Raw genomic sequence first — 25548 nt, 5'->3', positions numbered from 1 at the left:
GAACCGCAGGGCCGGAGGCGCGAGAGGTCGAAAACGGCTCGGGATCCGGGGAATCGGAGCAGATATTGATCTCTCGGAGGAGCGGGCGTCGAGAGGCCGCGCATTCCCAGGGGAGCGGGCGTTACAGCGTTCGGGCGCGCTACTCAGGCGAGGCCGAGTTCATCCACGACATGCGCGACTCGGGCGCGTTGCGGTCCGGTGAGGCCCCGTATCGGTAGCGGCAGGCAGCGGTCGGGCGCGAGGCCGAGGTGCTCGGCGATCGCGGCGGTCACTCGGAGGCTGCCTCCGAGCTCCGAGGACAGAGCCCACAGCGGAGCGAGGCGCTCGGATTCCGCGGACGCCTCGGGTGCACGACCCTGCTGCGCGGCGCGGGTGATGGCGAGTGCTGGATCGGGCACAGTGCCGCCGATCACCGAGTACCAGGCGTCGCAGCCCGCATTCAGGCCAGTCGCGGCGAAGGCGTCGCCCGAGACGCCGAGCGTGACGTGAGCCGGCACGACCCGTCGGATCTCCGCGACGCGCGCCCGTGCCGCATCGGGCTCTGAGGGGACGCCGGGGATCTTGATCGAGGCGATGCCGGGCAGTTCGGCGATGCGTGCGTACAGCTCGGTGGTGAACGCGAAGTGCGTGGTGCCGGGGTTGTCGTAGACGATCACCGGTAGAGCCGTGTGCTCGGTGACCGTGCGGAACAGCTCGAATACGTCGTCGGGTGTGAGCGGCTGATAGGTCATGGGCGCCAGCAGCAGGCCTGACGCGCCCGCTCGTTCCGCGTCGTCGACGTGGGTGAGCACGTGCGAGGTGCGCAGACCTCCGACGCCCACGAATACGGGGGTCCCGCCCGCATGCTGCACGGCGAGCCGGGCGACGCGGGCGCGCTCGGCGACGCTGAGGTACGCGTAGGACCCCGTCGACCCGAGCGCGGTGATCGAGTCCACTCCCGCCGTGGCGAGGCGCTCGACGAGCCCGGCGAACGCGCGCTCGTCGACCCGGTCGTCGTGGAGCGGGGTGAGCGGGAATGCCGAGAGGCCGGTGAAGAGGGCGGTCATGGAGTCTCCTTCGCGGCGGGGCGGGTTACTGCGGCCGGGGCAGGATCGGGCGCGCGGGCACCGCCTCGTTGGGCGGCGGCGCCGGCGACGACGACCAGGGCGATGCCTCCGAGCTGCATCGGCGTCGGGGACTGGGCGAGCACGAGCAGGCCGATGAGGATCCCGAATGCCGGCTCGACCGACAGCAGTGTGCCGAACGCGGTGTGCGTCATGCGGCGCAGTGCGAGCATCTCGAGCCCGAACGCGATCACCGGTGTGATCAGCGCGATCCCTGCAGCGGCGGGCAGTACCCACCAGGTGAAGTCTCCTGCAACCACCTGCGGCAGGCCCACCGGCATCGTGGCGATGGCGGCGACGGGGATCGTGAGCGAGAGCCCGCTGATACCCGAGAACCGGTCGCCGATGTGCTGCGTGAGCAGGTTGTAGAGTCCCCAGCAGGCGCCGGCGGCAGCCGCGAAGCCGACCCCGGCGAGGTCGATGGTGCCGTGCCAGGGTTCGGTCAGCAGCACCACGCCGATCAGCGCGAGCACCGGCCACATCAGCGCCCTGCGCTGCCTGCTCATCACCCCGGCCACGGTGAGCGGGCCGAGGAACTCGATCGAAACCGCGGTGCCCAGTGGAATGCGATCCACCGCCGCGAGGAAGAAAGTCGTCATGAACCCCGTCACCACCCCGAGGGCGAGCAGCGCGGGCAGATCCCTGCGCCGTATCGACCGGATCGCGGGGCGGGCGATGATCCAGAGGAGCGCTGCGCCGAAGCACATGCGCAACCAGGCGGTACCTGCGGGACCGACCTGATCGATGACCGGTACCGAGAGGGCGTTCGAGAGCTGCACGGAGAGCATCGCGATGACGGCCAACGACCACGCAGGAACTCTCATGGGCGCGCTCATCGTGCCCCGACCAGGCGGCGGGCCGTCGAGGATCTCAGACATCCACGGCTCCGTTTCTGTGCTGGCGGCCGACGCCCGGTTCGTAGACGCAGAGCGAGAAACGCGCGGGTGCCTCATTGGGGTTGGTGTAGGAGTGGGGGACGTCGCCGAAGAAGGACAGGGCGTCCCCGACGGCCAGCTCGTGCGCCTCGTCTCCGGCTTCGACGATCATCGAGCCCTTCAGCACCTGGAGCAGCTCACGGGTACCGGCGGCGTGCTCCTCGCTCCGATGCTGTTCACCGGGCTCCAGTGTCCAGTCCCAGAGCTCGACCACGTCCGGGGGTTCCGTACCGGCGACGAGCACGCCGCGCCCGCCACCTTCCCCGGCCCACAGCACCGCGCCGCCGCCGGCCGGAGTGAGCTTCGCCGTCCGCGGTGCAGGAGCCTCGACGAGGGAGGGGAGTCCCACACCCAGAGCGTCGGAGAGCCGCAGCAGCGTGCCCACACTCGGGTTGACCCCGCCCTGCTCCACGTTCACGACCATCCGGCGGCTCACCCCGGCCTGCTCCGACAGCTGATCCAGCGTCCATCCGCGAGCGTTCCGCTCCTGCTTCACTCGAGCGCCGATCGCGCGCGCGAGCGACTCCGCCCCCTGATCCATAAGTGCAGAATAGTGCACCAGTGGGGCATTGCCAAACGTCGAAGCGGCCGGATGCGATCGGGGGCTCAGTCGAGTTCTGAGGCCAACCACCCGACGGCGTCGGCGGCGGAACCGGTCGGGGCGCTGCGCCAGCCGGTACCGGCCCAGAGGTGCAATCGATCCGCGTCGCCGGCCCGGCCCGCTGCCGCGCGAAGCGATCGGGTCAGGTGGTGCACGGCGGGGTAGCCGTCGATCGACGCCGCCTGATGCCGATCGATGAATCCGTTGCGCAGTGCGCGCGCGGGCCGGCCCGTGAAGGCCCGGGTGAGCACGGTCTCCGTGAACGAGGGGGAGTCCAGGGCGGCTCGGTGCGTCGGCGAGGTGCCGGCTTCGTCCGTGCGGAGCAGCAGCGTTCCGACCGCGACGGCCTGGGCGCCGGCCTCGAGCAGCTCGCGCACGGCCCCCGGCCCGTCGACCCCGCCCGCGGCGATCAGCGGCAGATCCACGGCTTGCAGCACGCGCCGCACGAGCGCGGCGGTCGTGATCGGTTCGGGGTCCCGGGCGCCGTCGAACACGGCGCTGTGACCGCCCGCCTGCGAGCCCTGGACGACGAGGCCGTCAACGCCGGCCTCCCGCGCGAGCCGGGCCTCCTCGGGTGAGGTCACCGTGGCTATGACCCGAGTGCCAGCCCTTCGGAGGGCGGCGATGTCGGCACGGTCGGGGAGTCCGAAGGTCAATGACACCACGGGCACGGGAGCCTCGGTCAGCAGCGTGAGCTTCTCGCCCCACCCGTCGTCGTCCTGTACGGGAGACGGGTCCAGTTCGAGCCCGTACGCGTCGGCTTCGGCTCGCAGTTCCTCCGCGTACGCGGCGAAGGCGGCCTCCTCCGCCGGTTCACCGGACGGCACGAAGAGGTTGACGCCGAAGACGATATCCGCCGCACGCGCGGCGGCGATCTCCTGCGCCAATGCTTCGCGTGACTTGTAGCCGCCGGCCAGGAACGGGAAGCCTCCGGCCGAAGCGACGGCTCGCGCCAGCGCGACCGTCGTGGGGCCACCCGCCATCGGGGCGGCGACGATCGGGAGATGGCTGTCCAAGAAACGGGTCATAACATCCCTCATTCTGTGCGCGAGGGGGGACTTGAACTGACCTCGGCCCCCTCGCGCCGCGAATCTCGTAGAGCGTTCTGCCGCATGAAACCGACGATCTACGACATCTGACCTGTGGATAACTCCATCTCGATACCCCGACCTACAGGTTGTTTAGCACTTTCGTTAGCACTTCTTGCGGCTTGGAGAACCGTGGAACCTCGGTTCGGGCTACACCCTTGGCCGACCTGCTACGAGGCTTCAACTCGCTAGTTCGTATCGGAGCACTCATCATTTGTCTGGTTGACTAGAGCAGACCGGCTTGATGGGCGAGTACGGCGGCCTGTACTCGACGCTCTACGCCGAGGCGTTGAAGCACTTCGCTGACATAGCCTTTAACTGTTGCTTCGGAGAGATACAAGCTGCTGGCGATTCGGGCGTTGTCCTCTCCTCGTGCGATCCCGAGGAGGACTTCGTGTTGACGCGGGGTGAGTCGTGAGACAAGCTCGTGGGCGTCGGCTTGCCTCGCCATCGGACCGGCAGCGTTCTCCAGTAACCAGCGGGCCACGACGGGCGATAATGCCGCACCGCCAGCTTGGACGGTGTGCACCGCGTTGACCAGGTCTTCCGGGGCGCTGGCTTTCGTCACATATCCGTCTACCGACACTTCTACAGCTCGTCGCAGATACTCAGTGTCGGCGAACGTCGTCAACACGACCAGTCGCGCAGGTACCCCTGCCGCGCGCAGGTCTGCGATCGCATCGAGCCCCGATCGGCCCGGCATCCTCACGTCCATCAACACAACGTCACACTGAGCCTTTCGTACCGCGGGAACGATGCCGAGACCGTCTCCGTGTTCGAGGACGACACGGATGCGTGGATCGTTTTCGAGGATCGTGCGCAGGCCCGCTCGGATGAGCGGTTCGTCGTCGATCAGTGCGACACGGATCGCCTGGGAACCGTCGTTGACATTCGGTGCCGGGGTCATGGTGCTGGGATAATCGTCGTCGAGTTCACTTGCCCGTTCGTAAAACAGACTTCGTAGACCTCGGTTCGCTCGAAGGGACTGAAAGTCGACTCGTAGTGGCGGCAGTCCCCTGATCCCACTTGCTGCGGCGGTGCTTCCATCTCCACAATCGGAAGCCGGGAGCGGGCGCTGCTCTCAGATTCCCCGACGGTGATGGCGGCGAAATCTGTGGCGGAAAGGCGGGAGAGCGCAGCCTGACCGAGCACCATGCCCACGGGAATCGCGATCATGAGCGCGGCAGTCGCCACGGGAAGAGCGATAAGCATCCGCCGCGTTCGGCGGCGCCGATGCGCGAGCGCATGTCGAGCTTCGTTCACTCCGGTGGTGGCCTGTAGCGGCAGACTCGCTCGGATATGCCAACCGTCACCACTGGGTCCGGTTTTCAGTGAACCGCCCAACTCTTCGACCTGGGTGCGAAGCCCTCGCAGTCCGCGTCCGCCTGTGGGTGCGATGGTCGGCCCGACCGCGGTATCGGCTGCATCGTTCTCCACACCGATGACGACCTCGCCACGGTCGCTTCGGATACGGATGCGGATCGGTGCTCCGGGTGCGTGGCGCAGCGCGTTCGTGCATCCCTCTCGCACCACCGAAATCGCGGTGCTGGTCGTGGTCGACGACGGCGTCGATCCAGCCAGGTTCCTCGCGACCTGAATATCGACCTGCACCGGGGTCTCAGTTTGACGGACAGTATCGGCGATGTGTTCGATGCTTTCCTCCAATCCTGAGCCTTCTGCCTCCAGGCTGAGACCGCTGACTGACCGATTCAGCGCCTCGACGCACTCTGCGATGGAAGCCCGCAACCGTTCGAGATCGGGTGCGAGATCCGTGCCTGCGCGCGTGCGTAGAGCGGCGGCCTCGATCGAAGCGAGCGTGAGGCGATGACCGAGGTCATCGTGGATCGTCCGCGAAAGCTCGGCGGCATGCTCCGAACGGATACGCTGCTCGGTCTCGACGGCGCGCGATTCTTTCTGCGCTGCGAGTTCCCAACCAAGTTCTGCCTCCTGACGGCGCAACAGCAGCAGACGCCCCGTAAGCACAGCCGCGACGGACACTGGCAGCGAGATCGCGACCCAAACCAAGACATCGGACATGCTTCATATTCTCCCGGCCTTTCCTTTCTGCATACACCCCGCCGTTCGGGGGTACTTTGCTATGCGAGGAGGGGCCGGACGGCCCTGCCGCCGCGCGTTCACCAGTTTCTACCGTGAGATGCATGAGCAGAACGGTAACAATAGCAACGACGACGCACTCCCGATTCACGCGCACTCGTGTGGCCGCCGCCATTGGCGTGGCCCTCGCGCTCATGCCGCAGATCATGCCTATCCAGGCCGCCTCGGCTGCACCGCAGGAGGACGTCCAGGGATGGCTGGATGAGGTGGTCGCGAGCGGAGTTCCGGCGATCGCCGTCGTCGTCACACACGGGAACGAGATCGCGGTGGAAGCTGGCGCAGGGCAGGTCGACGGTCGCCCGGTCGATGAGCACACACCATTCCGCATCGAGTCGCTCTCGAAATCGTTTACCGCGACCGCGGTCATGCAACTCGTCGAGGAGAAACGGGTTGACCTCGATGTGCCGGTAACGCAGTATCTACCGGATCTGCGACTCGATGACGAGCGTGCCGAGAGCATCACTGTGCGACAACTCCTGAATCAATCGAGCGGAATCAGCGACGCGACGCTCGGGTTCGACCAATACGCTGCCGGACCGCAGACTCCGCGAGAAGCAGGCGAACTGCTGTCGCGCAGTCGACTTGCCTTCGACCCCGGAACGGATTGGGCCTACTCGAATCCCAACTACTGGATCTGCGCCCAGCTCATCGAAAAAGTCTCCGGCCAAGATCTGGATACCTATCTGCAACAGAACATCCTTAACCCGCTAGGAATGGATGAGACTACGAGTGCGTCCACCAGCGGTCAGGTTCAGAGTGCTCCGGGGCATGCGCAGGCGTTTGGGGCACCGGTTCGAGTCACCGGTCCCGACAGTTGGGTCGCTGGGGCTGGTGGCGTGACATCCACGGCTCACGACCTGGGCATCTGGCTCCGCTTCCAGCACGGTGTGCTGCCCGGTGGTGGGGAGGTGCTGTCCACGGCAATGCGCGACGAGATGCACCGCCGCCAAGCACCGGAAGGGGGCCTGTATGCGCTGGGCTGGTACAGCGGCCCACCAGCTGATGGCGGCGTCGAGCGGGTCTCACACTCCGGTGTCGGCGCCGGGACCGGTGCCTACCAGGGGCTGTTCCCGGGCGAGACCGGCATAGCAGTCCTGCAGGCGAGTTCGGCACCGGATCCCTACGAGATAGCCGCCTCGCTGTATGAAGCGTCGTCGACCGGGGAACTCCAGGGCCCGCCATCAGCACCGGGGCCGGGCCGCGACATCGTGATCACCCTCGTCACCATTGCGCTTCTCAGCCTTTGCACGCGAGGGATTGTGCGGAGCGCGCGTTGGGCAAGGCGTCTCGGGAAGATCCGCGCCGCCATCACGGTCGGGATCGGCGCTGTCGTGGCAGCGGTGCTGTTCACAGTTCCCGTATGGGGCTCCGCTATCTTGGGGCGCGCCGCTACCTGGCCCATCCTGTTCGCTGCAGCACCGATCCCCGTCATCGCGGTCCTAGCAGTAGCGGTCGGAGTTGGCCTGCTCACCATCGCGCGACTCGCTCACCTCATCGCCTGTGTTGCGACAGATCAGCATGGTCAGTAAACGGAAAACGTAGAACCCTGCTGTCGATCGCGGCGCAGTCACTCTCCCGTCGATGGCAGCCAAGCCTTGCCTCGTCGATAAGCGCTGAATACTCGCCCAACGCAGCAACGCTTCGCTTTCCCTCCTCCGCCCCGCGCAGGCTCCTCTAACTCATCCCTGTTCTTCTGAATGAACATCTACTCCCACGTCACCCCGACCGACCATGGAGCGGTCGGCTGTGACCCGCTTCGCCGCCCATCTGAGCAAGGCTTAGCACCTTTTCTAGCACTTCCGATGCGAAAACCCCCAACCCGGAGAACTTAATCCCAGGTCAGGGGTCATTTCGTTCGCGTGCGCGAGGGGGGACTTGAACCCCCACGTCCGAGGACACTGGAACCTAAATCCAGCGCGTCTGCCAATTCCGCCACTCGCGCGAAGACCCGCTGCGAGGTCCGCCATACAGCCTATCTGCTCCCGGGGGCGCGGCGTGTGGCGGAGGGGGCGGCCTAAATCCTCGCTCAGGGTCAGATTTTCCGCAGCGCAGAAATATCGTGAATCTTCACACCTGATCTGGCGCACGGAGGGTGTCCGGGCTGCCCCAAAGTAGAAGTAGTTCATATCCGAGCTAGCCGCCATCACACGAAGGAGTCAGCATGACTGCGTTCCAGAACGATATCGAGGCCGTCGAGGCGCTCAAGGAGCAGAACGGCTCAGGCTGGGATGCGATCAACCCCGAGCACGTCGCCCGGATGCGGGCCCAGAACCGGTTCCGCACGGGGCTCGAGATCGCGCAGTACACGGCCGACATCATGCGCCGCGACATGGCAGAGTACGATGCCGATTCGTCGCTCTACACCCAGTCGCTCGGCGTCTGGCACGGGTTCATCGGTCAGCAGAAGATGATCTCGATCAAGAAGCACCTCGAGACCACGAAGAAGCGCTACCTCTACCTCTCCGGCTGGATGGTCGCCGCCCTGCGCTCCGAGTTCGGCCCGCTGCCCGACCAGTCGATGCACGAGAAGACCGCCGTGCCGGCCCTTATCGAAGAGCTCTACACCTTCCTGCGCCAGGCTGACGCCCGCGAACTCGACCTGCTGTTCACCCAGCTCGACGAGGCCCGCCGCGCGGGCGACGAGACCGCGGTTGAGTTCATCCAGTCGCAGATCGACAACTACGAGACCCACGTCGTGCCGATCATCGCCGACATCGACGCCGGCTTCGGCAATCCTGAGGCGACCTATCTGCTCGCGAAGAAGATGATCGAGGCCGGCGCCTGCGCGATCCAGATCGAGAACCAGGTCTCGGACGAGAAGCAGTGCGGGCACCAGGACGGCAAGGTCACCGTTCCGCACGAGGACTTCATCGCCAAGATCAACGCTGTGCGCTACGCGTTCCTCGAGCTCGGCATCGACAACGGCGTGATCGTCGCCCGCACCGACTCGCTCGGGGCCGGCCTCACCCAGAAGCTCGCCGTCACGAATACGCCTGGCGATCTGGGAGACCAGTACAACTCGTTCCTCGACGTCGAGGAGATCTCCGAGAGCGATCTCGGCAACGGCGATGTGGTCATCAAGCGCGACGGCAAGCTGCTGCGCCCGAAGCGCCTTCCCTCGAACCTCTACCAGTTCCGCAAGGGCACCGGCGAGGACCGCGTCGTGCTCGACTGCATCACCTCGCTGAAGAACGGCGCGGATCTGCTGTGGATCGAGACCGAGAAGCCGCACGTCGAACAGATCGCCGGTATGGTCGACCGCATTCGCGAGGCGGTCCCGAATGCGAAGCTCGTGTACAACAACAGCCCGTCGTTCAACTGGACTCTCAACTTCCGTCAGCAGGCCTACGATCTGCTCGTCGAGCAGGGGGAGGACGTCTCGGCCTACGATCGCGACAACCTCATGAGCGTCGAGTACGACGGCACCGAGCTCGCCAGGCTGGCCGACGAGAAGATCCGCTCCTTCCAGCGCGACGGCTCCGCCAGGGCCGGCATCTTCCACCACCTCATCACCCTGCCGACCTACCATACGGCGGCGCTGTCGACCGACAACCTGGCCAAGGGCTACTTCGGTGACGAGGGCATGCTGACCTACGTGCGCGACGTGCAGCGCCAGGAGATCCGTCAGGGGATCGCGACCGTCAAGCACCAGAACATGGCCGGAAGCGACATCGGCGATAATCACAAGGAGTACTTCGCCGGCGACGCCGCGCTCAAGGCCGGCGGCAAGGACAACACCATGAACCAGTTCAGCTGAGTCGCAGCTGACGCGAAAGGGGGACCGGCCGAAGCCGGGCCCCCTTTCGGTCTTCGGGGGTGCGGCCGGATCTACTCGACGACGCGGGCGCCCTCGGGCAACTGCGTTCCCGCCGGGACCCGCACGGTGACGTAGTCGTCGGAGGCCGGTGCGGACTCGCGCAGCCTGGCCTCGATGCGGCCCGCGGTGACCTGATCCTGCTTGACCGCAGGGTGGTGGTGGCTCATCCGGTCGATCCACGCGAGTGCGAGAGCCGAGACGATGAAGGCGAGGTGGATCGCGACCTCCCATAGCACGCCGTCCCACGAGTAGAGCACCGACCCGTCGGCGTTGCGCACGACGCCCTCGTCCATGCGGCCGACCTCGATGAAGGTCTTGAGCAGGTGGATCGAGGAGATCGAGATGATCGACACCGCGAGCTTCACCTTGAGCAGGTTCGTGTTGACGTGCGAGAGCCACTCGGGCTCGTCGTGATGCCCCTCGACGCGGATCTTCGAGACGAAGGTCTCGTAGCCGCCGATGATCACCATGATGAGCAGGTTCGCGATCATCACGATGTCGATGAGCGCGAGCACGCTCAGCATCACGTCGGTCTCCGTGATATGCCCGGTGACGATCACGTTCTCGACGAGGTGCCACAGTTCGATGAAGAACAGCACCACGTAGATGGCCTGCGCGATGATGAGCCCGAGGTAGAGGGGAGCCTGCAGCCAGCGGCTCGCGAAGATGAAGGCCGCGAGCGTGCGGGAGGCGGGGCCGGGGCCGCGAGCGGTGCTGCGGTCGATCGGCGGGGTCGAACGGTCGATCACGGGCGTCCTTTCGTCTGCGGTTGAGAATCACATCGTAGCGAGGCGGATCGCTTAGCCGCTGGGAGCAGACGCGGCGGCTCGCGAGCGGCTGATCCGCGGATCGCCCGGGTTCGGGTATGCTGGTGCCTTCGAAAGGGAGTATTCCGTTTCGTTCGCGCCGTCAGTACGCCGGGCTCCGTGGCCCGGCCGGTGCGAGCGCGGTGTCATCTCGCCGGATCGCCGGGGGAGTCACCGGGGAGAGACTTTCGGTTCATCCGCGTACCCGCGCCGCACCGAAAGAGATGTTCGTGGCACCTGTTCTTCCACCCTGGTTCGAGATCGGTTCGATGATTCTGCTCGTCGGGATCCTCGTCGTCGACCTGCTCCTCATCATCAAGCGCCCCCACGTGCCCAGCATGCGCGAGGCCAGCCTCTGGGTCGGCTTCTACGTGCTGCTCGCGCTGCTCTTCGCCGGGGCGATCTTCCTGCTGGGCGATGTGCAGCACGGAACCGAGTTCCTCGCCGGCTGGCTCACCGAGTACAGTCTCTCGATCGACAACCTCTTCGTGTTCGTGCTGATCCTCGCGAGCTTCAAGGTGCCGCATGCCTACCAGCAGCGCGCGCTCATGATCGGCATCGTGCTGGCTCTGATCTTCCGCGGTCTGTTCATCCTCGCCGGTGCGGCGCTCATCGAGCGGTTCATCTGGATCTTCTTCCTCTTCGGCGCGTGGCTCATCTGGACCGCCTGGCAGCAGGTGAAGCCGGGTGAGGAGGAGCACGGCGGCGATAGCTGGATCATCCGTCAGGTGAAGAAGGTCATGCCGATCTCCGACCACTACGACGGCGGCAAGCTGCGCACGACGGTCGACGGTAAGCGGATGTGGACGCCGTTCCTGCTCGTGCTCGTGTCGCTCGGCACGACCGATCTGCTGTTCGCCCTCGACTCGATCCCCGCCATCTTCGGCATCACCCGCAGCCCCTTCATCGTCTTCACCGCCAACGTGTTCGCGCTCATGGGTCTGCGTCAGCTCTACTTCCTGCTCGGCGGCCTGCTCGACAAGCTCGAGTACCTCAAGTACGGCATCGCCGCGATCCTGGCGTTCATCGGCGTGAAGCTCGTCTTCCACGCCCTGCACGAGAACGAGCTGCCGTTCATCAACGGCGGGCACCACGTCGAATGGGTGCCCGACATCAGCATCTGGTTCTCGCTCGGCTTCATCGTCGCCGCGATGGCGGTGGCTACCATCGCGAGCGTCGTGAAGATGAATCGCGACGCCAAGCGCAGCGGTCAGCGGCTGCACCTCGGAGCCGCGGACACTCCAGAGGATTGATCGCCCGGTGGTAGACTCTTCATCATGCGTCGTCGGCAGCTTCTTCTTCCTTGCCGCGACGGGGTGTAGCATTTCGGCCCTCCCGTCGCGGAGTCAGGCACGGCCGAAAGCGATCGCGCGTGTTCGCGCGTGCAAGTTACGGAATAGAGAAGCGCACGTATGACTGAAGCAACCAAGCCCCGAACTCTGGCCGAGAAGCTGTGGGACGACCACGTCGTCGTCAAGGGCGAGAACGGCGAACCCGATCTCATCTACATCGATCTCCACCTGATCCACGAGGTGACGAGCCCGCAGGCCTTCGACGGCCTCCGCATGGCCGATCGTCCCCTGCGCCGTGTGGATCTCATGATCGCGACCGAGGATCACAACACGCCGACGGTGAACATCACCCGGCAGATCGAGGATCCGACGAGCCGCCTGCAGATCGAGACGCTCCGTCGCAACGTCGAGGAGTTCGGCGTTCGCGCCCACCCGCTCGGCGACAAGGAGCAGGGCATCGTCCACGTGGTCGGCCCCCAGCTCGGCCTCACCATGCCCGGCATCACCGTGGTGTGCGGCGACAGCCACACCTCGACGCACGGCGCGTTCGGCGCGCTGGCATTCGGCATCGGCACGAGCGAGGTCGAGCATGTGATGGCCACGCAGACGCTTCCGCTCAAGCCGTTCAAGACCATGGCGATCAACGTCGAGGGCGAACTGCGCCCGGGCGTCACGGCGAAGGACATCATCCTCGCGGTCATCGCGAAGATCGGCACCGGCGGCGGGCAGGGCTACGTGCTCGAGTACCGTGGTTCGGCGATCCGCTCGCTCAGCATGGACGGGCGCATGACGATCTGCAATATGTCGATCGAGGCCGGTGCGCGTGCGGGCATGGTCGCGCCCGACGAGACCACCTTCGAGTACGTGAAGGGCCGTCCCCACGCTCCCCAGGGTGACGACTGGGATCGTGCGGTCGAGTACTGGAAGACGCTGCCGACCGACGAGGGCGCCGTCTTCGACCGCGAGGTGTTCATCGATGCGAGCGAGCTCGAGCCGTTCGTGACCTGGGGTACGAACCCCGGGCAGGGCGTGCTGCTGAGCGATCGTGTGCCGAACCCGGTCGAGATCGAGGATCCGAACGAGCGCGTCGCGGCCGAGCGGGCGCTGGAGTACATGGATCTCGAGGCGGGCACCCCCATGAAGGAGATCGCGGTAGATGCGGTGTTCATGGGATCCTGCACCAACAGCCGCCTCGATGACCTGCGCACGTTCGCGGGCATCATCAAGGGCAAGAAGAAGGCCGACGGCGTACGCCTCATGGTGGTACCCGGATCTGCGCGGGTGCGGCTCGAAGCCGAAGCCGAGGGTATCGACAAGATCGTCGAGGAGTTCGGCGGCGAGTGGCGCTTCGCCGGCTGCTCGATGTGCCTCGGCATGAACCCCGACCAGTTGGCGCCGGGGGAGCGCTGCGCCTCCACCTCGAACCGCAACTTCGAGGGGCGCCAGGGCAAGGGCGGGCGCACGCACCTCGTCTCGCCGCTCGTCGCTGCGGCGACCGCGATCCGAGGCACGCTCTCGAGCCCCTGGGATCTGACCGAGGATGCCGCGAAGGGCATCACCCACGATGCGGACGGTGCCGGTATCGCCGCCGAGAACGCGGAGGCTGCGTAATCATGGACAAGTTCATCACGATGACGGGCGTCGCGGCACCGCTGAAGCGCTCGAACGTCGACACCGACCAGATCATCCCCGCGGTCTTCCTGAAGCGCGTCACGAAGACCGGCTTCGACGACGCCCTGTTCTACCACTGGCGTCAGAGCGACGACTTCGTGCTCAATCAGCCCGCGTTCGCGGGTGCCGAGATCCTCGTCGCAGGTCCCGACTTCGGAACCGGATCCTCGCGTGAGCATGCCGTATGGGCGCTGCGAGACTTCGGCTTCAAGGTGGTCATCTCGCCGCGCTTCGCGGACATCTTCCGCGGCAACTCGGGCAAGCAGGGGCTGCTCGCCGCACAGGTCGAGGAGGCCGACGTCGAGAAGCTCTGGGCCGCGATCGACGCGGAACCCGGCGTGCGGCTGACGGTGAGCCTCGAGGATCGCACGGTGTCGGTGGGCAACCTGAGTGTGCCGTTCCAGATCGACGACTACACTCGCTGGCGGCTCATGGAAGGGCTCGACGACATCTCGTTGACCCTCCGCAACGAGTCCGCAATCTCTGAATTCGAGGCTCGGCGCCCGTCGTGGATGCCGACCACAACCCCGCTGGAGGCCGCGTGAGCGAGCAGGACGCACCGAACGACGACGCGAACGTCGCCGTTATGAACGATGAGGCGACCGCCGCGGGCCTGAGGCAGGACGCGAAGAAGGCCGGCGCTCGTGTCGGCCTGACCTCCGATGAGATCATCATCAACGGCGGCAGGCCCCTCAAGGGGCGCATCGAGGTGCGCGGCGCGAAGAACCTCGCGCCGAAGGCCATGGTGGCGGCTCTGCTGGGCAAGACCCCGAGCGTTCTGCGCAACGTGCCCAACGTCTCGGACATCCGCGTGGTGGCCGGTCTGCTCGCCCTGCACGGCGTGCTCATCACCAAGGGCGAGGATCCGGGCGAATGGCGTCTCGACCCGTCGAACGTCGAGCAGGCGCACCACGCCGACATCGACGCTCATGCGGGGTCCTCGCGCATCCCGATCCTCTTCTGCGGCCCGCTGCTGCACCGGCTCGGCGAGGCGTTCATCCCTGATCTCGGTGGCTGCCGGATCGGCGATCGGCCGATCGACTTCCACCTCGACGCTCTGCGCAAGTTCGGCGCGGTGGTCGAGAAGCTGCCGAGCGGGATCAGCCTGACCGCGCCCAACGGTCTCAAGGGTGCGAACATCGAGCTTCCCTACCCCTCGGTCGGCGCGACCGAGCAGGTACTGCTCACGAGCGTGCTCGCCGAGGGGCAGACCGAGCTGCGCAATGCGGCCATCGAGCCCGAGATCATCGACCTCATCTGCATCCTGCAGAAGATGGGTGCGATCATCACGGTCGAGCCGAACCGGGTCATCTTCATCGAGGGTGTGAAGGAGCTGCGCGGCTACGACCACGCGGCGATCTTCGACCGCAACGAGGCAGCCAGCTGGGCGGCCGCGGCGCTCGCGACCAGGGGAGACGTGTTCGTCGAGGGGGCGAAGCAGGAGGAGATGATGACCTTCCTCAACGTCTTCCGCAAGGTCGGCGGCGACTTCGACGTGCACTCCGACGGCATCCGCTTCTGGCACCCCGGCGGGGCGCTGAAGCCGGTGACCATCGAGACCGACGTGCACCCCGGTTTCATGACCGACTGGCAGCAGCCGCTCGTGGTCGCGCTCACGCAGGCGGAGGGCGTCTCGACCATCCACGAGACCGTCTACGAGAACCGCTTCGGGTTCACCGACGCGCTCAACAAGATGGGCGCCGACATCCGCGTCTACAAGGACGGGCTGCATGACGACACCCGCCGCGTGCTGCGCCGCGAGTTCGAGCAGGCCGCGGTGATCACCGGCCCGACCCCGCTCACCGGGGCCGAGATCGAGGTGCCCGACCTACGGGGCGGCTTCAGCTACCTCATCGCCGGCCTGACCGCCGAGGGGCAGACGAAGGTCACGAACCTCGGCATCATCTCGCGCGGCTACGAGAACTTCATCGAGAAGCTGCGCAAGCTCGGCGCGGATTTCGTCTACGAGAGCTGATCCCTCGTTCCTCCCCGGCACGGCATTCCGCGCCGGGGAGGCCGTCGCGAGATAATGTGAGCATGACTGACACGGTAAAGCTCCGCAGCCGCCCCTCCGCGGAGAAGCGTCGACCCTCCGTGTTCTGGGTGCTCGCCTGCGCGATCCTGCCGGCCTGGTCGCTCATGGTGCGGTACCGCTTCACCCCCGAGTCGAAACTGCCGAAGACGGGCCCGTTCATTCTGGCACCCAACCACTACAGCGAGATCGATCCGATCGCGATGGGCGCCGCCGTCTGGCACCTGGGCCGCCTGCCGAGGTTCATGGCGAAGGCGAGCCTCTTCCGCGTTCCCGTGCTCGGCTGGTTGCTGCGGGCATCCGGCCAGATCCCGGTGGAGCGGCAGGGATCGGCGCGCCCGGCGCGGGACGGGGCGAACCCCATGGGCGCGGCGGGGCAGCTCATCGAGCGCGAGTCGGGAGTGATCGTCTATCCGGAGGGATCGCTCACGCGCGACCCGGACCTCTGGCCCATGCGGGGTAAGTCGGGCGCGGTGCGGCTCGCTCTCGAATCGGGCATCCCGCTGATCCCGGTGGCTCACTGGGGCACGCAGGATCTCATGCCGCGCTACGCCAAGCGCATCCACCCGTTCCCCCGGAAGACCATCCGGGTCTCGGTCGGCGAGGCGCTCGACCTCAGCCGCTTCGAGGGCCGCGCGGTCGATCAGCGAGTGGTGACCGAGGCCACCAATCTGCTCATGGACGCGATCACGGCGCTGCTCGCCGATCTTCGAGACGAACAGCCCCCGGTCGAGCGCTGGGATCCGAGCAAGCACCAGCAGAATGAAACGGGGCGTTTTTGACCACGCGGCCGATCCCGATCGTCACCGGCATGAATCAGCGCAACCGTGGCCGCAAGGTCGCGGTGATCGGCGCGGGCAGCTGGGGGACGACCTTCGCGAAGGTGCTCAGCGACGCGGGGTGCGACGTGACCGTCTGGGCGCGTCGACGCGAAGTCGCCCATGAGATCCAGGTCGCGAAGCGCAACTCGCAGTACCTCTCGGGCATCAACCTCCCGAAGAGCCTGAAAGCGACGGACGACCTGAGCGTCGCGCTGCGCGGAGCTTCCCTCGTGTTCCTCGCGGTGCCGAGCCAGACCCTGCGGCAGAACCTCATCGACCTCGAGCCGTACCTCGACCGGCGCAGCGTGCTCGTGAGCCTGGTGAAGGGCGTCGAGAAGACCACCACCATGCGTATGTCGCAGGTGATCTACGACACCCTCGATCTCGATGCGGCCCGCATCGGCGTCATCTCAGGCCCGAACATCGCCCTCGAGATCGCCAAGGAGCAGCCGACGGGCGGCGTCGCGTCGTGCGTCGATCTCGCCGTGGCGCAGGAGATCGCCACCGCCGCATCGGCGCCCTACTTCCGCACCTACGTCAATACCGACGTCATCGGCACTGAACTCGGCGGCGTGCTCAAGAACCTGATCGCCCTCGCGATCGGCATCGTTGACGGCGTCGGCTACGGCGAGAACACGAAGGCCGCGATCATCACGCGCGGCATCGCGGAGATGACGCAGTTCTCGGTCGCGCAGGGCGCTGATCCCGCCACGCTCTCCGGGCTCGCCGGTCTCGGCGACCTGATCGCCACCTGCCAGTCCCCGCTCTCCCGCAACAACACCGCGGGTCGGCTCATCGGCCAGGGGTACACGCAGGAGGAGACCAAGGAGCAGATGCAGCAGGTCGCCGAGGGGATCACCTCGGTGCCCCCGGTGCTCGAGCTGGCCCGCGAGCTCGGGATCGGCATGCCCATCGTGGAGCAGGTGCAGATGGTGCTGAGCGGCCGCATGGCTCCGAAGGATCTCGGCCCGCACCTGGCCACCGAAGACGACGTACCCCAGCCGGAGCAGACGCTCACCGGCTCCCAGGAAGGCGCCTGGCGCCGATTGCTCAACCGTTTGAAGGGACCCTCGACGTGACTGCAGCCCCCACCGCACCGGCGAACGCCGAGAACTCGTCCGCCGGCAAGCGCACCGTCGTACTGCTGTTCGGCGGCCGATCGAGCGAGCACGGTATCAGCTGCGTCACCGCGGCCGGCGTGCTCCGGTCGATCGATCGCGAGCGGTTCGACGTGATCCTCGTGGGCATCACCAAGCACGGTGCGAACGTGCTGCTGCAGGAGAGCGATCTCGACGACTACCGGCTCGAGGCGGGGGCGCTGCCCGAGGTTCGCGATAACGGCACGCGCGTGCTGTGGCCCGCGTCGACCGAGACCCGCTCGCTCACCGTGATCGATCAGAGCGGCGCGCTGCGCACGCTCGGCCACGCCGATGCGGTGCTGCCGATGCTGCACGGGCCCTACGGCGAGGACGGCACGGTGCAGGGCATGCTCGACCTCGTCGACCTGCCCTACGTGGGCAGCGGCGTGCTGGGCTCCGCCCTCTGCATGGACAAGCACGCTGTGAAGACCGTGCTCGCCGACGCCGGGATCCCGGTCGCACCCTGGCGCACCGTGACGCGTGAGCAGGTGGCGCGCGATCCGCACCTCGTCGAGCGCCTCGACGAGGGCCTCCACTACCCTCTCTTCGTCAAGCCCGCGCGGGCCGGCTCGTCGGTCGGCGTGAGCCGCGTGACCGAGCGATCCGAGATCGCCGCCGCGCTCGACGTCGCGTTCGCCGAGGATCGCACCGTTCTCATCGAGTCGGGCGTGACCGGTCGCGAGGTCGAGATCGCCGTGCTCGAGGGGCGCGGTGACGACCGCCCGCGCACCAGTTCGGTGATCGGCGAGATCGTTTTCACCGGGCGTGAGTTCTACGACTTCGAGGCGAAGTACCTGGGGGCGGCGGGTGTCGAACTCGCACTGCCCGCGCAGGTGACCGACGCCGAGTTCGAGGCGATCCGCGATGCCGCCGTGCGGGCCTTCGAGGTGACGCAGTGCGCGGGGCTCGCGCGCATCGACTTCTTCCTCACCGATGACGGGCCCGTCATCAACGAGATCAACACGCTGCCGGGCTTCACGCCGATCTCGATGTACCCGCGCCTCTGGCAGGAGTCGGGGCTCGGCTACACCGACCTCATCACCGAGCTGGTGGAGCTCGCGATCGAGAAGAAGCCGGCGTACTGAGAGCCTGCGCCGGGCGCCCGGAGCCGAGTGCTCCGGGCGGTTAGGGTTCGAGCGTATCGACGAGGCCCACGCACTCGCGGGTCTGCGGCAGCTGCTTGACGACGGTTCCGAGGTCGAGCACCGCGGCGGTGCCGCTGGCGTGCTCGGAGTTCACGAAGACGGCGAGCCCGGGCGAGCGGCCGTAGGCCTCGAAGCGGTAGATCGGGGCCTGCGAGTCGTCGATGATCCAGTCGACCCCGTCGACGTTCACGCAGCTGTCGGTGGTCGGCCCGCTCGGCACGACGCCGCACTGCAGTTCGACGCCCGAGGGCGTGCCCCAGGCGCCCGTCGCCTGCGCGTTGGTGGTGCGCCGTTCGAGGCCGGCGACGGTCTCGGGCAGCCGCACGATCACGTCGGCGCAGGCGGGGTCGTTCGCGTTCTCCGCCGCTTCCATCGGAACGTCTCCCGCGCAGCCCGTGAGGAGTGTCGCCGAGGCGAGTGCCGCCGTGGTCAGGGTGAGCGTGCGGATCCGGAGCGAAGTCACGCAGCCAGCCTACCGACATCCCCCTGTGCGCTAGTTTGAGAGTGTGAAGGCAACCGTGGGCGAGCTGGGGGAGCGCGAGGTGCTGGCGCGGGTGCTCGCAGGTCTCGGATCAGCCGAGAGCGCGCGGCTCGGGCCGGGCGACGACTGCGCGGTGCTCGGCTTCGCCGGCGACGCGGTCGTGACGACCGACACGATGATCGAGGGCCCCGACTTCCGTCTCGCGTGGCACGACGGCGTCGACCTGGGCTGGAAGCTCGCGGCCACCAACCTCTCCGACGTGGCGGCGATGGGCGCGCGTCCGACCGCGCTCACGGTCGCGCTCGCGGTGCCGCACGAGACCCCGGTCGAACTGCTCGAGCGCATCGCGCGAGGGCTCGACGCGGCCTGCCGCGAACTCGCCCCGGGCTGCGGCGTGGTCGGAGGCGATCTCGGGCGAGCCCCCGTGGTGACAGCCTCGGTGACCGCGCTCGGAGATCTCGAGGGGCGGCGACCGGTCACCCGCTCGGGCGCGCGCCCCGGCGACGTGATCGCCTACGCCGGGCCGCTGGGCCTCGCCGGGCTCGGGCTCTCGCTGCTGTTCGCCGAAGCCGCCGATCCCGACGGCACCGCGCATGCCCGCTCGCTGCCGGGGTTGCGTCGGGCGCACCCCGTCGAGATCGCCGCGCAGCTCGCTCCGACCCCGCCGATCGGGCTCGGGGTGCGGGCCGCCGAGGCGGGAGCGACCGCCATGATGGACGTCTCGGACTCGCTCTCGATCGACGCCGACCGCATGGCGCGCGCGAGCGGCGCGGTGCTCGACCTCGACGCTGCGCTGCTGGACGCCGGTTTCGGCGCCCAGCTGGGGGCCTCGGGGTGCCGGGTGCCGGTGGAAGCGATGCTCACGGGCGGCGAGGATCACGGTCTGCTCGCCACGTTCCCCGCTGTCGGGGCGCTGCCAGACGGGTTCGTGCGGATCGGCGAGGTGCGGGCGCTGGGAACCGCGGCCCAGGGGCCCCGCGCGGAGCGGCCTACCGTGACTCTCGACGGCGCTCCGCTCGAGCCGCGCGGCTGGGACCCGTACACCGTGCGCCTGCCGGGGGCCTGAGAGGCCGGAAATTCCTGGGGCGACTACTCCCCGTGCGGCGTCTCAGAGGCGTCGGCCGTGAGCCGCAGCGCAGCCCACAGCTCGGCCCGGGTGTCGGGGGAGTCGAGGTCGGCCTGCAGCAGTTGCCCGGCGGTCTGCACCCGGGCCTTGAGCGTGTGGCGGTGGATGCCGAGCTCGGTCGCGGCGGGGCTCGTCTGCCCGTGGTGCGCGAGCCAGGCGCGCAGGCTGAGTTCGATCGTGTCGTCGTGCTTGCGGTCGTGCTTCCGCAGGGGCGCGAGCAGGCTGTCGGCGCGGCGCCGTGCGTCCGGCACCGTGCTCAGGAGGTGCAGGACGCCGTCGTGGAGGGCGGGGAGGTAGTCGACCGGCCCCTCCGCTCCGCTCGCGATCGCGTACTCGAGGGCACGATCCGCCTGGTCGATCAGCTCGCCCAACTGAGCCGGTTCGCCGCGCTCGGATATGCCGGACGGGATGCGGCGGGGGAGCAGCAGGCGGCGGATCGCCGGGAGGTGCCGCGCCTCCGCCACCATCACGGGCGCGCCGTCGAGCGCGGCGCTGATGACACCCTCGCTGCCGGCGTCGAACGACTGCAGGCCCTCGAGGGTCTCCGGGGCCAGCCCCTCGGAGCGGTAGCGCACCGCGACGACCGTGCCTCGGGGCACACGGGCGAGGGCGCCCTTTGCCAGCTTCTCGGCGAGGGCGAAGTCCCCGGCGATCAGCAGCCTCACGATCGCGTCGCGCAGCGAGGCCTGGGCGGCGTCGATCCCGCTGCGGTGCTCGAGCTGCACCGTGGCCAGTGCTGCGACGAGCCCCACCAGCGTGCGCTCGGCGGTGTCGGGGGCGCCGTGATCCTCGACCGCCAGCACGCCCAGTACCCTGCCCTGCCTGCCGAGCGCCTGCATCCGCACTCCGCCACCCGTGCCGCCGATGCGTCCGGCGCTCAGGCCGCGCTCGACGAGACGCCGGGTCTCGCGCTGGATCCACTCGGTCTGCACCTCGCGCCGGGCGGAGCGGGGCGCGAACTCGATGATCCGGCCTGAGCGGTCGGCGATGCACACCCAGCGGTCGAGCCTGGACGCGGCTTCGCGCACGACCGATCCCAGTCCGTCGCGTTGCAAAGAGGCCGACGCGACCGCGCGTTGCGACTCGAGGGCCCAGATGTCGCGCTCGCGAGCGCCCGCTTCGAGCAGGCGCGCCGCCGTCTGCACGATCTCGATGAATGCCGTGTCGTAGGGCACGCGGAAGAGCGGCAGCCCGAGCCTGTCGCAGGCCGAGACGATCCGCGCGGGCACCCGATCCCAGTGCAGGCCGACCGCGACGCCGAGCGCGGTCACCCCGGCCCCGATGAGGCGCTGCGCGTAGGCGTCGGCGTCGCGCTGGTCGTGCACCGCGGTGAAGCGGGCGCCGGTGGTGAGGAGCACGGTGCGGGGCGTGAGGAAGGGGGCGGGATCCTCGAGCTCGCTCACGTGCACCCACTGCACGGGGCGTTCGGCCGCATCCTCGGAGGCGCCGGCGATCAGCACGAGCCCGAGTTGATACTGGCGCAGCAGTTCGCCGAGCTCGATGCTGGGCGAGTGCGTGACGGGTGTCGCGGTACCCGACGAGCGTTCCGCCCGATCCTGATGCTCTGCCATGTCGCTCGCTCGAAGTCGTGTGCCGAAATGTCGAAAGTTCGACATTGTTTCATCCATCTTGGCACAATAGGCCCGACGAGTGCGGGTCTAGGCTGATCCCGAATCCATTCGAATCCGCGTTGCGCCCCGCGCCGCGGATGAGCCTCAAGGAGAATCTCATGGCAGACGCCCTCATCGGCGGCCCCTCGCTTCCGCAGGAGCGCAAGCTCGTCACCAGCATTCCCGGCCCGAAGTCGCAGGAGATCATCGCTCGCAAGAGCGCCGCGGTCGCTGCGGGCGTCGGTGCTGCGCTGCCCGTCTCGATCGTCGCCGCAGGCGGCGGCGTCATGGTCGACGCCGACGGCAACTCGCTCATCGACCTCGGCTCGGGCATCGCCGTGACCGGCGTCGGCAACTCGGCCCCCCGCGTCGTCGAGGCGGTCACCGCTCAGGTGCAGCAGTTCACGCACACCTGTTTCACCGTCACCCCCTACGAGGGCTACATCCAGGTCGCTGAGAAGCTCAACGAGCTGACCCCCGGCGATCACGAGAAGCGCTCCGCTCTCTTCAACTCGGGCGCCGAGGCCGTCGAGAACGCCATCAAGATCGCGCGTCACTACACCAAGAAGAACGGCGTCGTCGTGTTCGATCACGCCTACCACGGCCGCACCAACCTCACCATGGGCATGACCGCCAAGAACATGCCCTACAAGGACGGCTTCGGCCCGTTCGCCCCCGAGGTCTACCGCGTGCCCACCTCGTACCCCTTCCGCGATGGCCTGACCGGCGCCGAGGCGGCCGAGGTCGCGCTCACCCAGATCGAGAAGCAGGTCGGCGCCGCCAACCTCGCCGCGATCATCATCGAGCCCATCCAGGGCGAGGGCGGCTTCATCGCTCCTGCCGAGGGCTTCCTCCCCGCACTGCAGGAGTGGGCGACCGCCAACGGCGTCGTCTTCATCCTCGACGAGGTGCAGACCGGCTTCGCCCGCACCGGCGACCTCTTCGCCGCGAACCACGAGGGTGTCGTCCCCGACCTCGTCACCACCGCCAAGGGCATCGCGGGCGGCCTGCCCCTCTCGGCCGTGACCGGCCGCGCCGAGATCATGGATTCGGCGCACTCCGGCGGCCTCGGCGGCACCTACACCGGCAGCCCGATCTCGTGCGCCGCGGCCCTCGCGACCATCGAGACCTACGAGCAGGAGAACCTCTCGGAGCGCGCCCGCGAGATCGGCGCGATCATCGAGGAGTTCTTCACCGAGCTGCAGAAGAACGACGACCGCATCGGCGACATCCGCGGCCGCGGTGCCATGCAGGCCATCGAGCTCGTGGAGTCGGGATCGAAGAAGCCCGCCGCCGCGCTGACCGGTGCGATCGCCAAGCAGGCCGGCGAGCAGGGCGTGATCCTGCTCACCTGCGGCACCTACGGCAACGTGATCCGCTTCCTCCCGCCGCTCGCCATCTCGGACGAGCTGCTGCGCGAGGGCCTGCAGATCGTCGCCGACGCGCTCGCCGCTAACTGACAACGGAAGGACACAGAACAATGGCTTTGAAGCCCAACGAGCAGGAGCTGCTCGACCGTGTTGAGAGCGGCCTCGGGATCGGCGGCAAGTGGGAGGCCTCGACGTCGGGTGCGTCGTTCGACGTGCATGATCCCGCGACCGGCGAGGTCATCAAGACGATCGCCGACGCGACCGTCGAGGACGCGGTGCGCGCGCTCGACGCAGCCGTCGAGGCGCAGCAGGAGTGGGGCAACACCCCGACCCGTGTGCGCTCGAACATCCTGCGCCGCGCGTTCGATCTGCTGATGGAGCGCAAGGAGGAGTTCGCGCTGCTGATGGCCATGGAGATGGGCAAGCCCATCGCCGAGGCCCGCGGCGAGGTCGTGTACGGCGGCGAGTTCCTGCGCTGGTTCTCAGAGGAGGCCGTGCGCGTGCAGGGCGACTACCGACAGAACCCCGAGGGCACCGGCAACATGGTGGTCTCGCACATCCCCGTCGGGCCGTGCTACTTCATCACGCCGTGGAACTTCCCGCTGGCGATGGCGACCCGCAAGATCGCTCCGGCGCTGGCCGCGGGCTGCACCTCGGTGATCAAGCCGGCCGCGCTGACCCCGCTGACGACGATCTACTTCGTGCAGCTGCTCGAGGAGGCGGGCCTGCCCGCCGGTGTCGTGAACGTGGTGCCGACCTCGAAGTCGAGCGCTCAGTCGTCGGCGCTGCTCAGCGATCCGCGCCTGCGCAAGCTGTCATTCACCGGGTCGACCCCGGTGGGCGTGAAGCTGCTCGAGGCCGCGGCGCAGAACGTGCTGCGCACCTCGATGGAGCTCGGCGGCAACGCGCCGTTCATCGTGTTCGAGGACGCGGATCTCGATAAGGCCGTCGAGGGTGCTCTGCTGGCGAAGTTCCGCAACATCGGCCAGGCCTGCACCGCGGCGAACCGCATCATCGTTCACGAGTCGGTGGCCGACGAGTTCGCGCGTCGCGTGGGCGAGAAGGTCGCCGCGATGAAGATCGGGCGAGGCGCAGACGAGGGCAACGACATCGGTGCTCTGGTCGAGGAGAAGGCCGTGGCGAACACGGCGCGTCTCGTCGCCGACGCGGTCGAGACCGGCGGCACGATCGTGACCGGCGGTGAGACCATCGATGGGCCGGGCAACTTCTTCCAGCCGACCGTGATCGACAAGCTCAGCTCGCAGGCCGCGATCATGCGCGAGGAGATCTTCGGGCCGGTGCTCGGGATCATCCGCTTCTCCACCGAGGAGGAGGCGGTCGAGATCGCCAACAACACCGAGTACGGCCTCGTGAGCTACGTGTTCACCGAGAACATCGCTCGCGGTCACCGCATGATCGAGCAGCTTGAGACCGGCATGATGGGCCTGAACACCGGCCTCGTGTCGAACGCGGCGGCTCCGTTCGGCGGCGTGAAGCAGTCGGGCATCGGCCGCGAGGGCGGCTTCGACGGCATCCACGAGTTCTTGTCGACGAAGTACACGCTGATCCCGCGCTCCTAGGCCGCGATCCCTGAAACTCCGGCGATCCGCTCGGTACCGGCAGCTTCGAGCTGTTTCTCCCGGTATCCGGCGGATCGCCGAAGTTTTGCGTTGTGCCCGGCGAGGGCGGCTGAGCCTCCTCCGGCCTACGCCGAGCCCTGCTGCTCCGAGCCCCGGTCGTCGACGACGACCTCCGCCCACCACAGCGCGGTCTCGCCGTAGCGCTTCTCGCGCACGGGGGCGAGGCCGGCCGGCCAGGTCGGTTCGGGGGAGCGAGTGCTGCGCTCGACGAGCACCGCCGCGTCGTCGGCGAGCAGCGGCACCAGCGCGCTGAGATTCGCGGTGAGTTCGGCCTCGCCGAGGTCGTAGGGCGGATCGAGCAGCGCCACGTCCCAGCGCGGGGCTGGTCCGTGCGGAGCCGGCGCACCGGCGCCGGCGCCCGACCCCGCGCCGGCGCCGTCGAGGAAGGTCTGCACCGACTGCCGCACTACGTCGACGGCCGGCGCCGATCCGGCGTCTCTGAACGCGCCCAGCACGGTGCGCGTATTGCGGCTCGCGACCTGCGCCGCCTGCGGATGCTTCTCGACCAGCGTCACCGAGGCCGCGCCCCGGCTCGCGGCCTCGAGGCCCAGCGCGCCCGATCCGGCGTAGAGGTCGAGCACACGGGCGCCGTCGACGAGTCCCCACGATTCGAGTGTCGAGAAGACGGCCTCGCGCACACGGTCGCTCGTGGGGCGGGTGCCCGATTTCGGCACGTCGAGGCGCAGGGATCCCGCGGCTCCGGCGATGATTCTGGTCACCCCACGAGGGTACCGCCTCGCAGTGTCAGTGGCCGCC

At 67.9% G+C, this 25548-nt stretch carries 22 protein-coding genes and 1 tRNA gene; 12 read left to right on the top strand and 11 right to left on the bottom strand.

All coding sequences use genetic code 11. The features are described from left to right. Positions 1 to 143 precede the first annotated feature (143 nt). The 6 genes from AC0KXF_RS01925 to AC0KXF_RS01900 form a co-directional block, all read right to left on the bottom strand. Positions 144 to 1046, bottom strand: coding sequence for a dihydrodipicolinate synthase family protein (locus AC0KXF_RS01925; protein ID WP_473107589.1), 903 nt, complete (start codon positions 1044 to 1046; stop codon positions 144 to 146). Continuing rightward, on the bottom strand, positions 1043 to 1927 hold the full coding sequence (locus AC0KXF_RS01920) for an EamA family transporter (RefSeq protein WP_473107588.1): 885 nt from the start codon (positions 1925 to 1927) through the stop codon (positions 1043 to 1045). Before AC0KXF_RS01920 ends, AC0KXF_RS01925 begins: the two co-directional genes overlap by 4 nt. A gap of 46 nt (positions 1928 to 1973) precedes the next feature. Then, a complete protein-coding gene (locus AC0KXF_RS01915; protein WP_473107587.1) occupies positions 1974 to 2579 on the bottom strand; it encodes a helix-turn-helix domain-containing protein in 606 nt (201 codons plus the stop codon). Between the two features lie 65 nt (positions 2580 to 2644). After that, positions 2645 to 3667 (bottom strand): NAD(P)H-dependent flavin oxidoreductase, encoded by a 1023-nt coding sequence (locus tag AC0KXF_RS01910; protein ID WP_473107586.1) that lies wholly within the window; start codon positions 3665 to 3667, stop codon positions 2645 to 2647. 286 nt (positions 3668 to 3953) lie between these two features. Further along, on the bottom strand, positions 3954 to 4634 hold the full coding sequence (locus AC0KXF_RS01905) for a response regulator (protein ID WP_473107585.1): 681 nt from the start codon (positions 4632 to 4634) through the stop codon (positions 3954 to 3956). Then, a complete protein-coding gene (locus AC0KXF_RS01900) occupies positions 4631 to 5764 on the bottom strand; it encodes a sensor histidine kinase (protein ID WP_473107584.1) in 1134 nt (377 codons plus the stop codon). Before AC0KXF_RS01900 ends, AC0KXF_RS01905 begins: the two co-directional genes overlap by 4 nt. 122 nt (positions 5765 to 5886) lie before the next feature. Here AC0KXF_RS01900 and AC0KXF_RS01895 point away from each other — a divergent pair, with 122 nt between their 5' ends. Beyond that, positions 5887 to 7371 carry a serine hydrolase domain-containing protein gene (locus AC0KXF_RS01895; protein WP_473107583.1) on the top strand — a complete coding sequence of 495 codons (1485 nt, stop codon included), beginning with the start codon at positions 5887 to 5889 and terminating at the stop codon, positions 7369 to 7371. 331 nt (positions 7372 to 7702) lie between these two features. Here AC0KXF_RS01895 and AC0KXF_RS01890 read toward each other — a convergent pair. Then, a tRNA-Leu gene (locus AC0KXF_RS01890) sits at positions 7703 to 7784 on the bottom strand. Positions 7785 to 8003: 219 nt separating this feature from the next. Here AC0KXF_RS01890 and AC0KXF_RS01885 point away from each other — a divergent pair. Continuing rightward, positions 8004 to 9599: an isocitrate lyase gene (locus AC0KXF_RS01885; protein WP_473107582.1), complete on the top strand. Its 1596-nt coding sequence runs from the start codon at positions 8004 to 8006 to the stop codon at positions 9597 to 9599. 71 nt (positions 9600 to 9670) lie between these two features. Here the strand turns inward: AC0KXF_RS01885 and AC0KXF_RS01880 are convergent, their stop codons facing one another. After that, positions 9671 to 10408 carry a TIGR00645 family protein gene (locus tag AC0KXF_RS01880; protein ID WP_473107581.1) on the bottom strand — a complete coding sequence of 246 codons (738 nt, stop codon included), beginning with the start codon at positions 10406 to 10408 and terminating at the stop codon, positions 9671 to 9673. Between the two features lie 281 nt (positions 10409 to 10689). On the opposite strand from AC0KXF_RS01880, the gene AC0KXF_RS01875 reads away from it, so the two are divergent. The 7 genes from AC0KXF_RS01875 (at position 10690) to AC0KXF_RS01845 (ending at position 18505) form a co-directional block, all read left to right on the top strand. Further along, positions 10690 to 11718: a TerC family protein gene (locus AC0KXF_RS01875; protein WP_473107580.1), complete on the top strand. Its 1029-nt coding sequence runs from the start codon at positions 10690 to 10692 to the stop codon at positions 11716 to 11718. A 159-nt stretch (positions 11719 to 11877) separates the two neighbouring features. Beyond that, complete coding sequence (gene leuC / locus AC0KXF_RS01870) at positions 11878 to 13368, top strand: 3-isopropylmalate dehydratase large subunit (protein WP_473107579.1); 1491 nt, start codon at positions 11878 to 11880, stop codon at positions 13366 to 13368. Between the two features lie 2 nt (positions 13369 to 13370). Then, complete coding sequence (leuD, locus tag AC0KXF_RS01865) at positions 13371 to 13973, top strand: 3-isopropylmalate dehydratase small subunit (protein WP_473107578.1); 603 nt, start codon at positions 13371 to 13373, stop codon at positions 13971 to 13973. Positions 13974 to 14014: 41 nt separating this feature from the next. Next, complete coding sequence (gene murA, locus AC0KXF_RS01860; RefSeq protein WP_223045145.1) at positions 14015 to 15403, top strand: UDP-N-acetylglucosamine 1-carboxyvinyltransferase; 1389 nt, start codon at positions 14015 to 14017, stop codon at positions 15401 to 15403. A 62-nt stretch (positions 15404 to 15465) separates the two neighbouring features. After that, positions 15466 to 16242: a lysophospholipid acyltransferase family protein gene (locus AC0KXF_RS01855; protein ID WP_473107577.1), complete on the top strand. Its 777-nt coding sequence runs from the start codon at positions 15466 to 15468 to the stop codon at positions 16240 to 16242. 29 nt (positions 16243 to 16271) lie between these two features. Beyond that, complete coding sequence (locus AC0KXF_RS01850) at positions 16272 to 17360, top strand: NAD(P)H-dependent glycerol-3-phosphate dehydrogenase (RefSeq protein ID WP_473107887.1); 1089 nt, start codon at positions 16272 to 16274, stop codon at positions 17358 to 17360. After that, positions 17357 to 18505, top strand: coding sequence for a D-alanine--D-alanine ligase family protein (locus tag AC0KXF_RS01845; RefSeq protein ID WP_473107576.1), 1149 nt, complete (start codon positions 17357 to 17359; stop codon positions 18503 to 18505). The genes AC0KXF_RS01850 and AC0KXF_RS01845 overlap by 4 nt, the downstream gene beginning before the upstream one ends. 40 nt (positions 18506 to 18545) lie before the next feature. On the opposite strand, the gene AC0KXF_RS01840 is transcribed toward AC0KXF_RS01845, so the two are convergent. Beyond that, on the bottom strand, positions 18546 to 19028 hold the full coding sequence (locus AC0KXF_RS01840) for a DUF3515 family protein (RefSeq protein ID WP_473107575.1): 483 nt from the start codon (positions 19026 to 19028) through the stop codon (positions 18546 to 18548). A 43-nt stretch (positions 19029 to 19071) separates the two neighbouring features. On the opposite strand from AC0KXF_RS01840, the gene thiL reads away from it, so the two are divergent. After that, positions 19072 to 20112, top strand: a complete 1041-nt coding sequence (thiL, locus tag AC0KXF_RS01835) for a thiamine-phosphate kinase (protein WP_473107574.1) — start codon at positions 19072 to 19074, stop codon at positions 20110 to 20112. Between the two features lie 23 nt (positions 20113 to 20135). Here thiL and AC0KXF_RS01830 read toward each other — a convergent pair whose 3' ends face one another. Then, positions 20136 to 21743 (bottom strand): PucR family transcriptional regulator, encoded by a 1608-nt coding sequence (locus tag AC0KXF_RS01830; protein ID WP_473107573.1) that lies wholly within the window; start codon positions 21741 to 21743, stop codon positions 20136 to 20138. Positions 21744 to 21901: 158 nt separating this feature from the next. On the opposite strand from AC0KXF_RS01830, the gene gabT reads away from it, so the two are divergent. Further along, positions 21902 to 23242, top strand: a complete 1341-nt coding sequence (gabT, locus tag AC0KXF_RS01825) for a 4-aminobutyrate--2-oxoglutarate transaminase (protein WP_473107572.1) — start codon at positions 21902 to 21904, stop codon at positions 23240 to 23242. A 20-nt stretch (positions 23243 to 23262) separates the two neighbouring features. Further along, positions 23263 to 24732: an NAD-dependent succinate-semialdehyde dehydrogenase gene (locus AC0KXF_RS01820; protein ID WP_473107571.1), complete on the top strand. Its 1470-nt coding sequence runs from the start codon at positions 23263 to 23265 to the stop codon at positions 24730 to 24732. A 125-nt stretch (positions 24733 to 24857) separates the two neighbouring features. Here AC0KXF_RS01820 and AC0KXF_RS01815 read toward each other — a convergent pair whose 3' ends face one another. Next, positions 24858 to 25511 (bottom strand): RsmD family RNA methyltransferase, encoded by a 654-nt coding sequence (locus tag AC0KXF_RS01815; RefSeq protein WP_473107570.1) that lies wholly within the window; start codon positions 25509 to 25511, stop codon positions 24858 to 24860. Positions 25512 to 25548: the final 37 nt, after the last annotated feature.

The sequence above is a fragment of the Leucobacter holotrichiae genome (assembly GCF_055791005.1).
The sequence above is the reverse complement of the archived record's forward strand: the minus strand, read 5'-3'. Positions and strand labels throughout refer to the sequence as shown.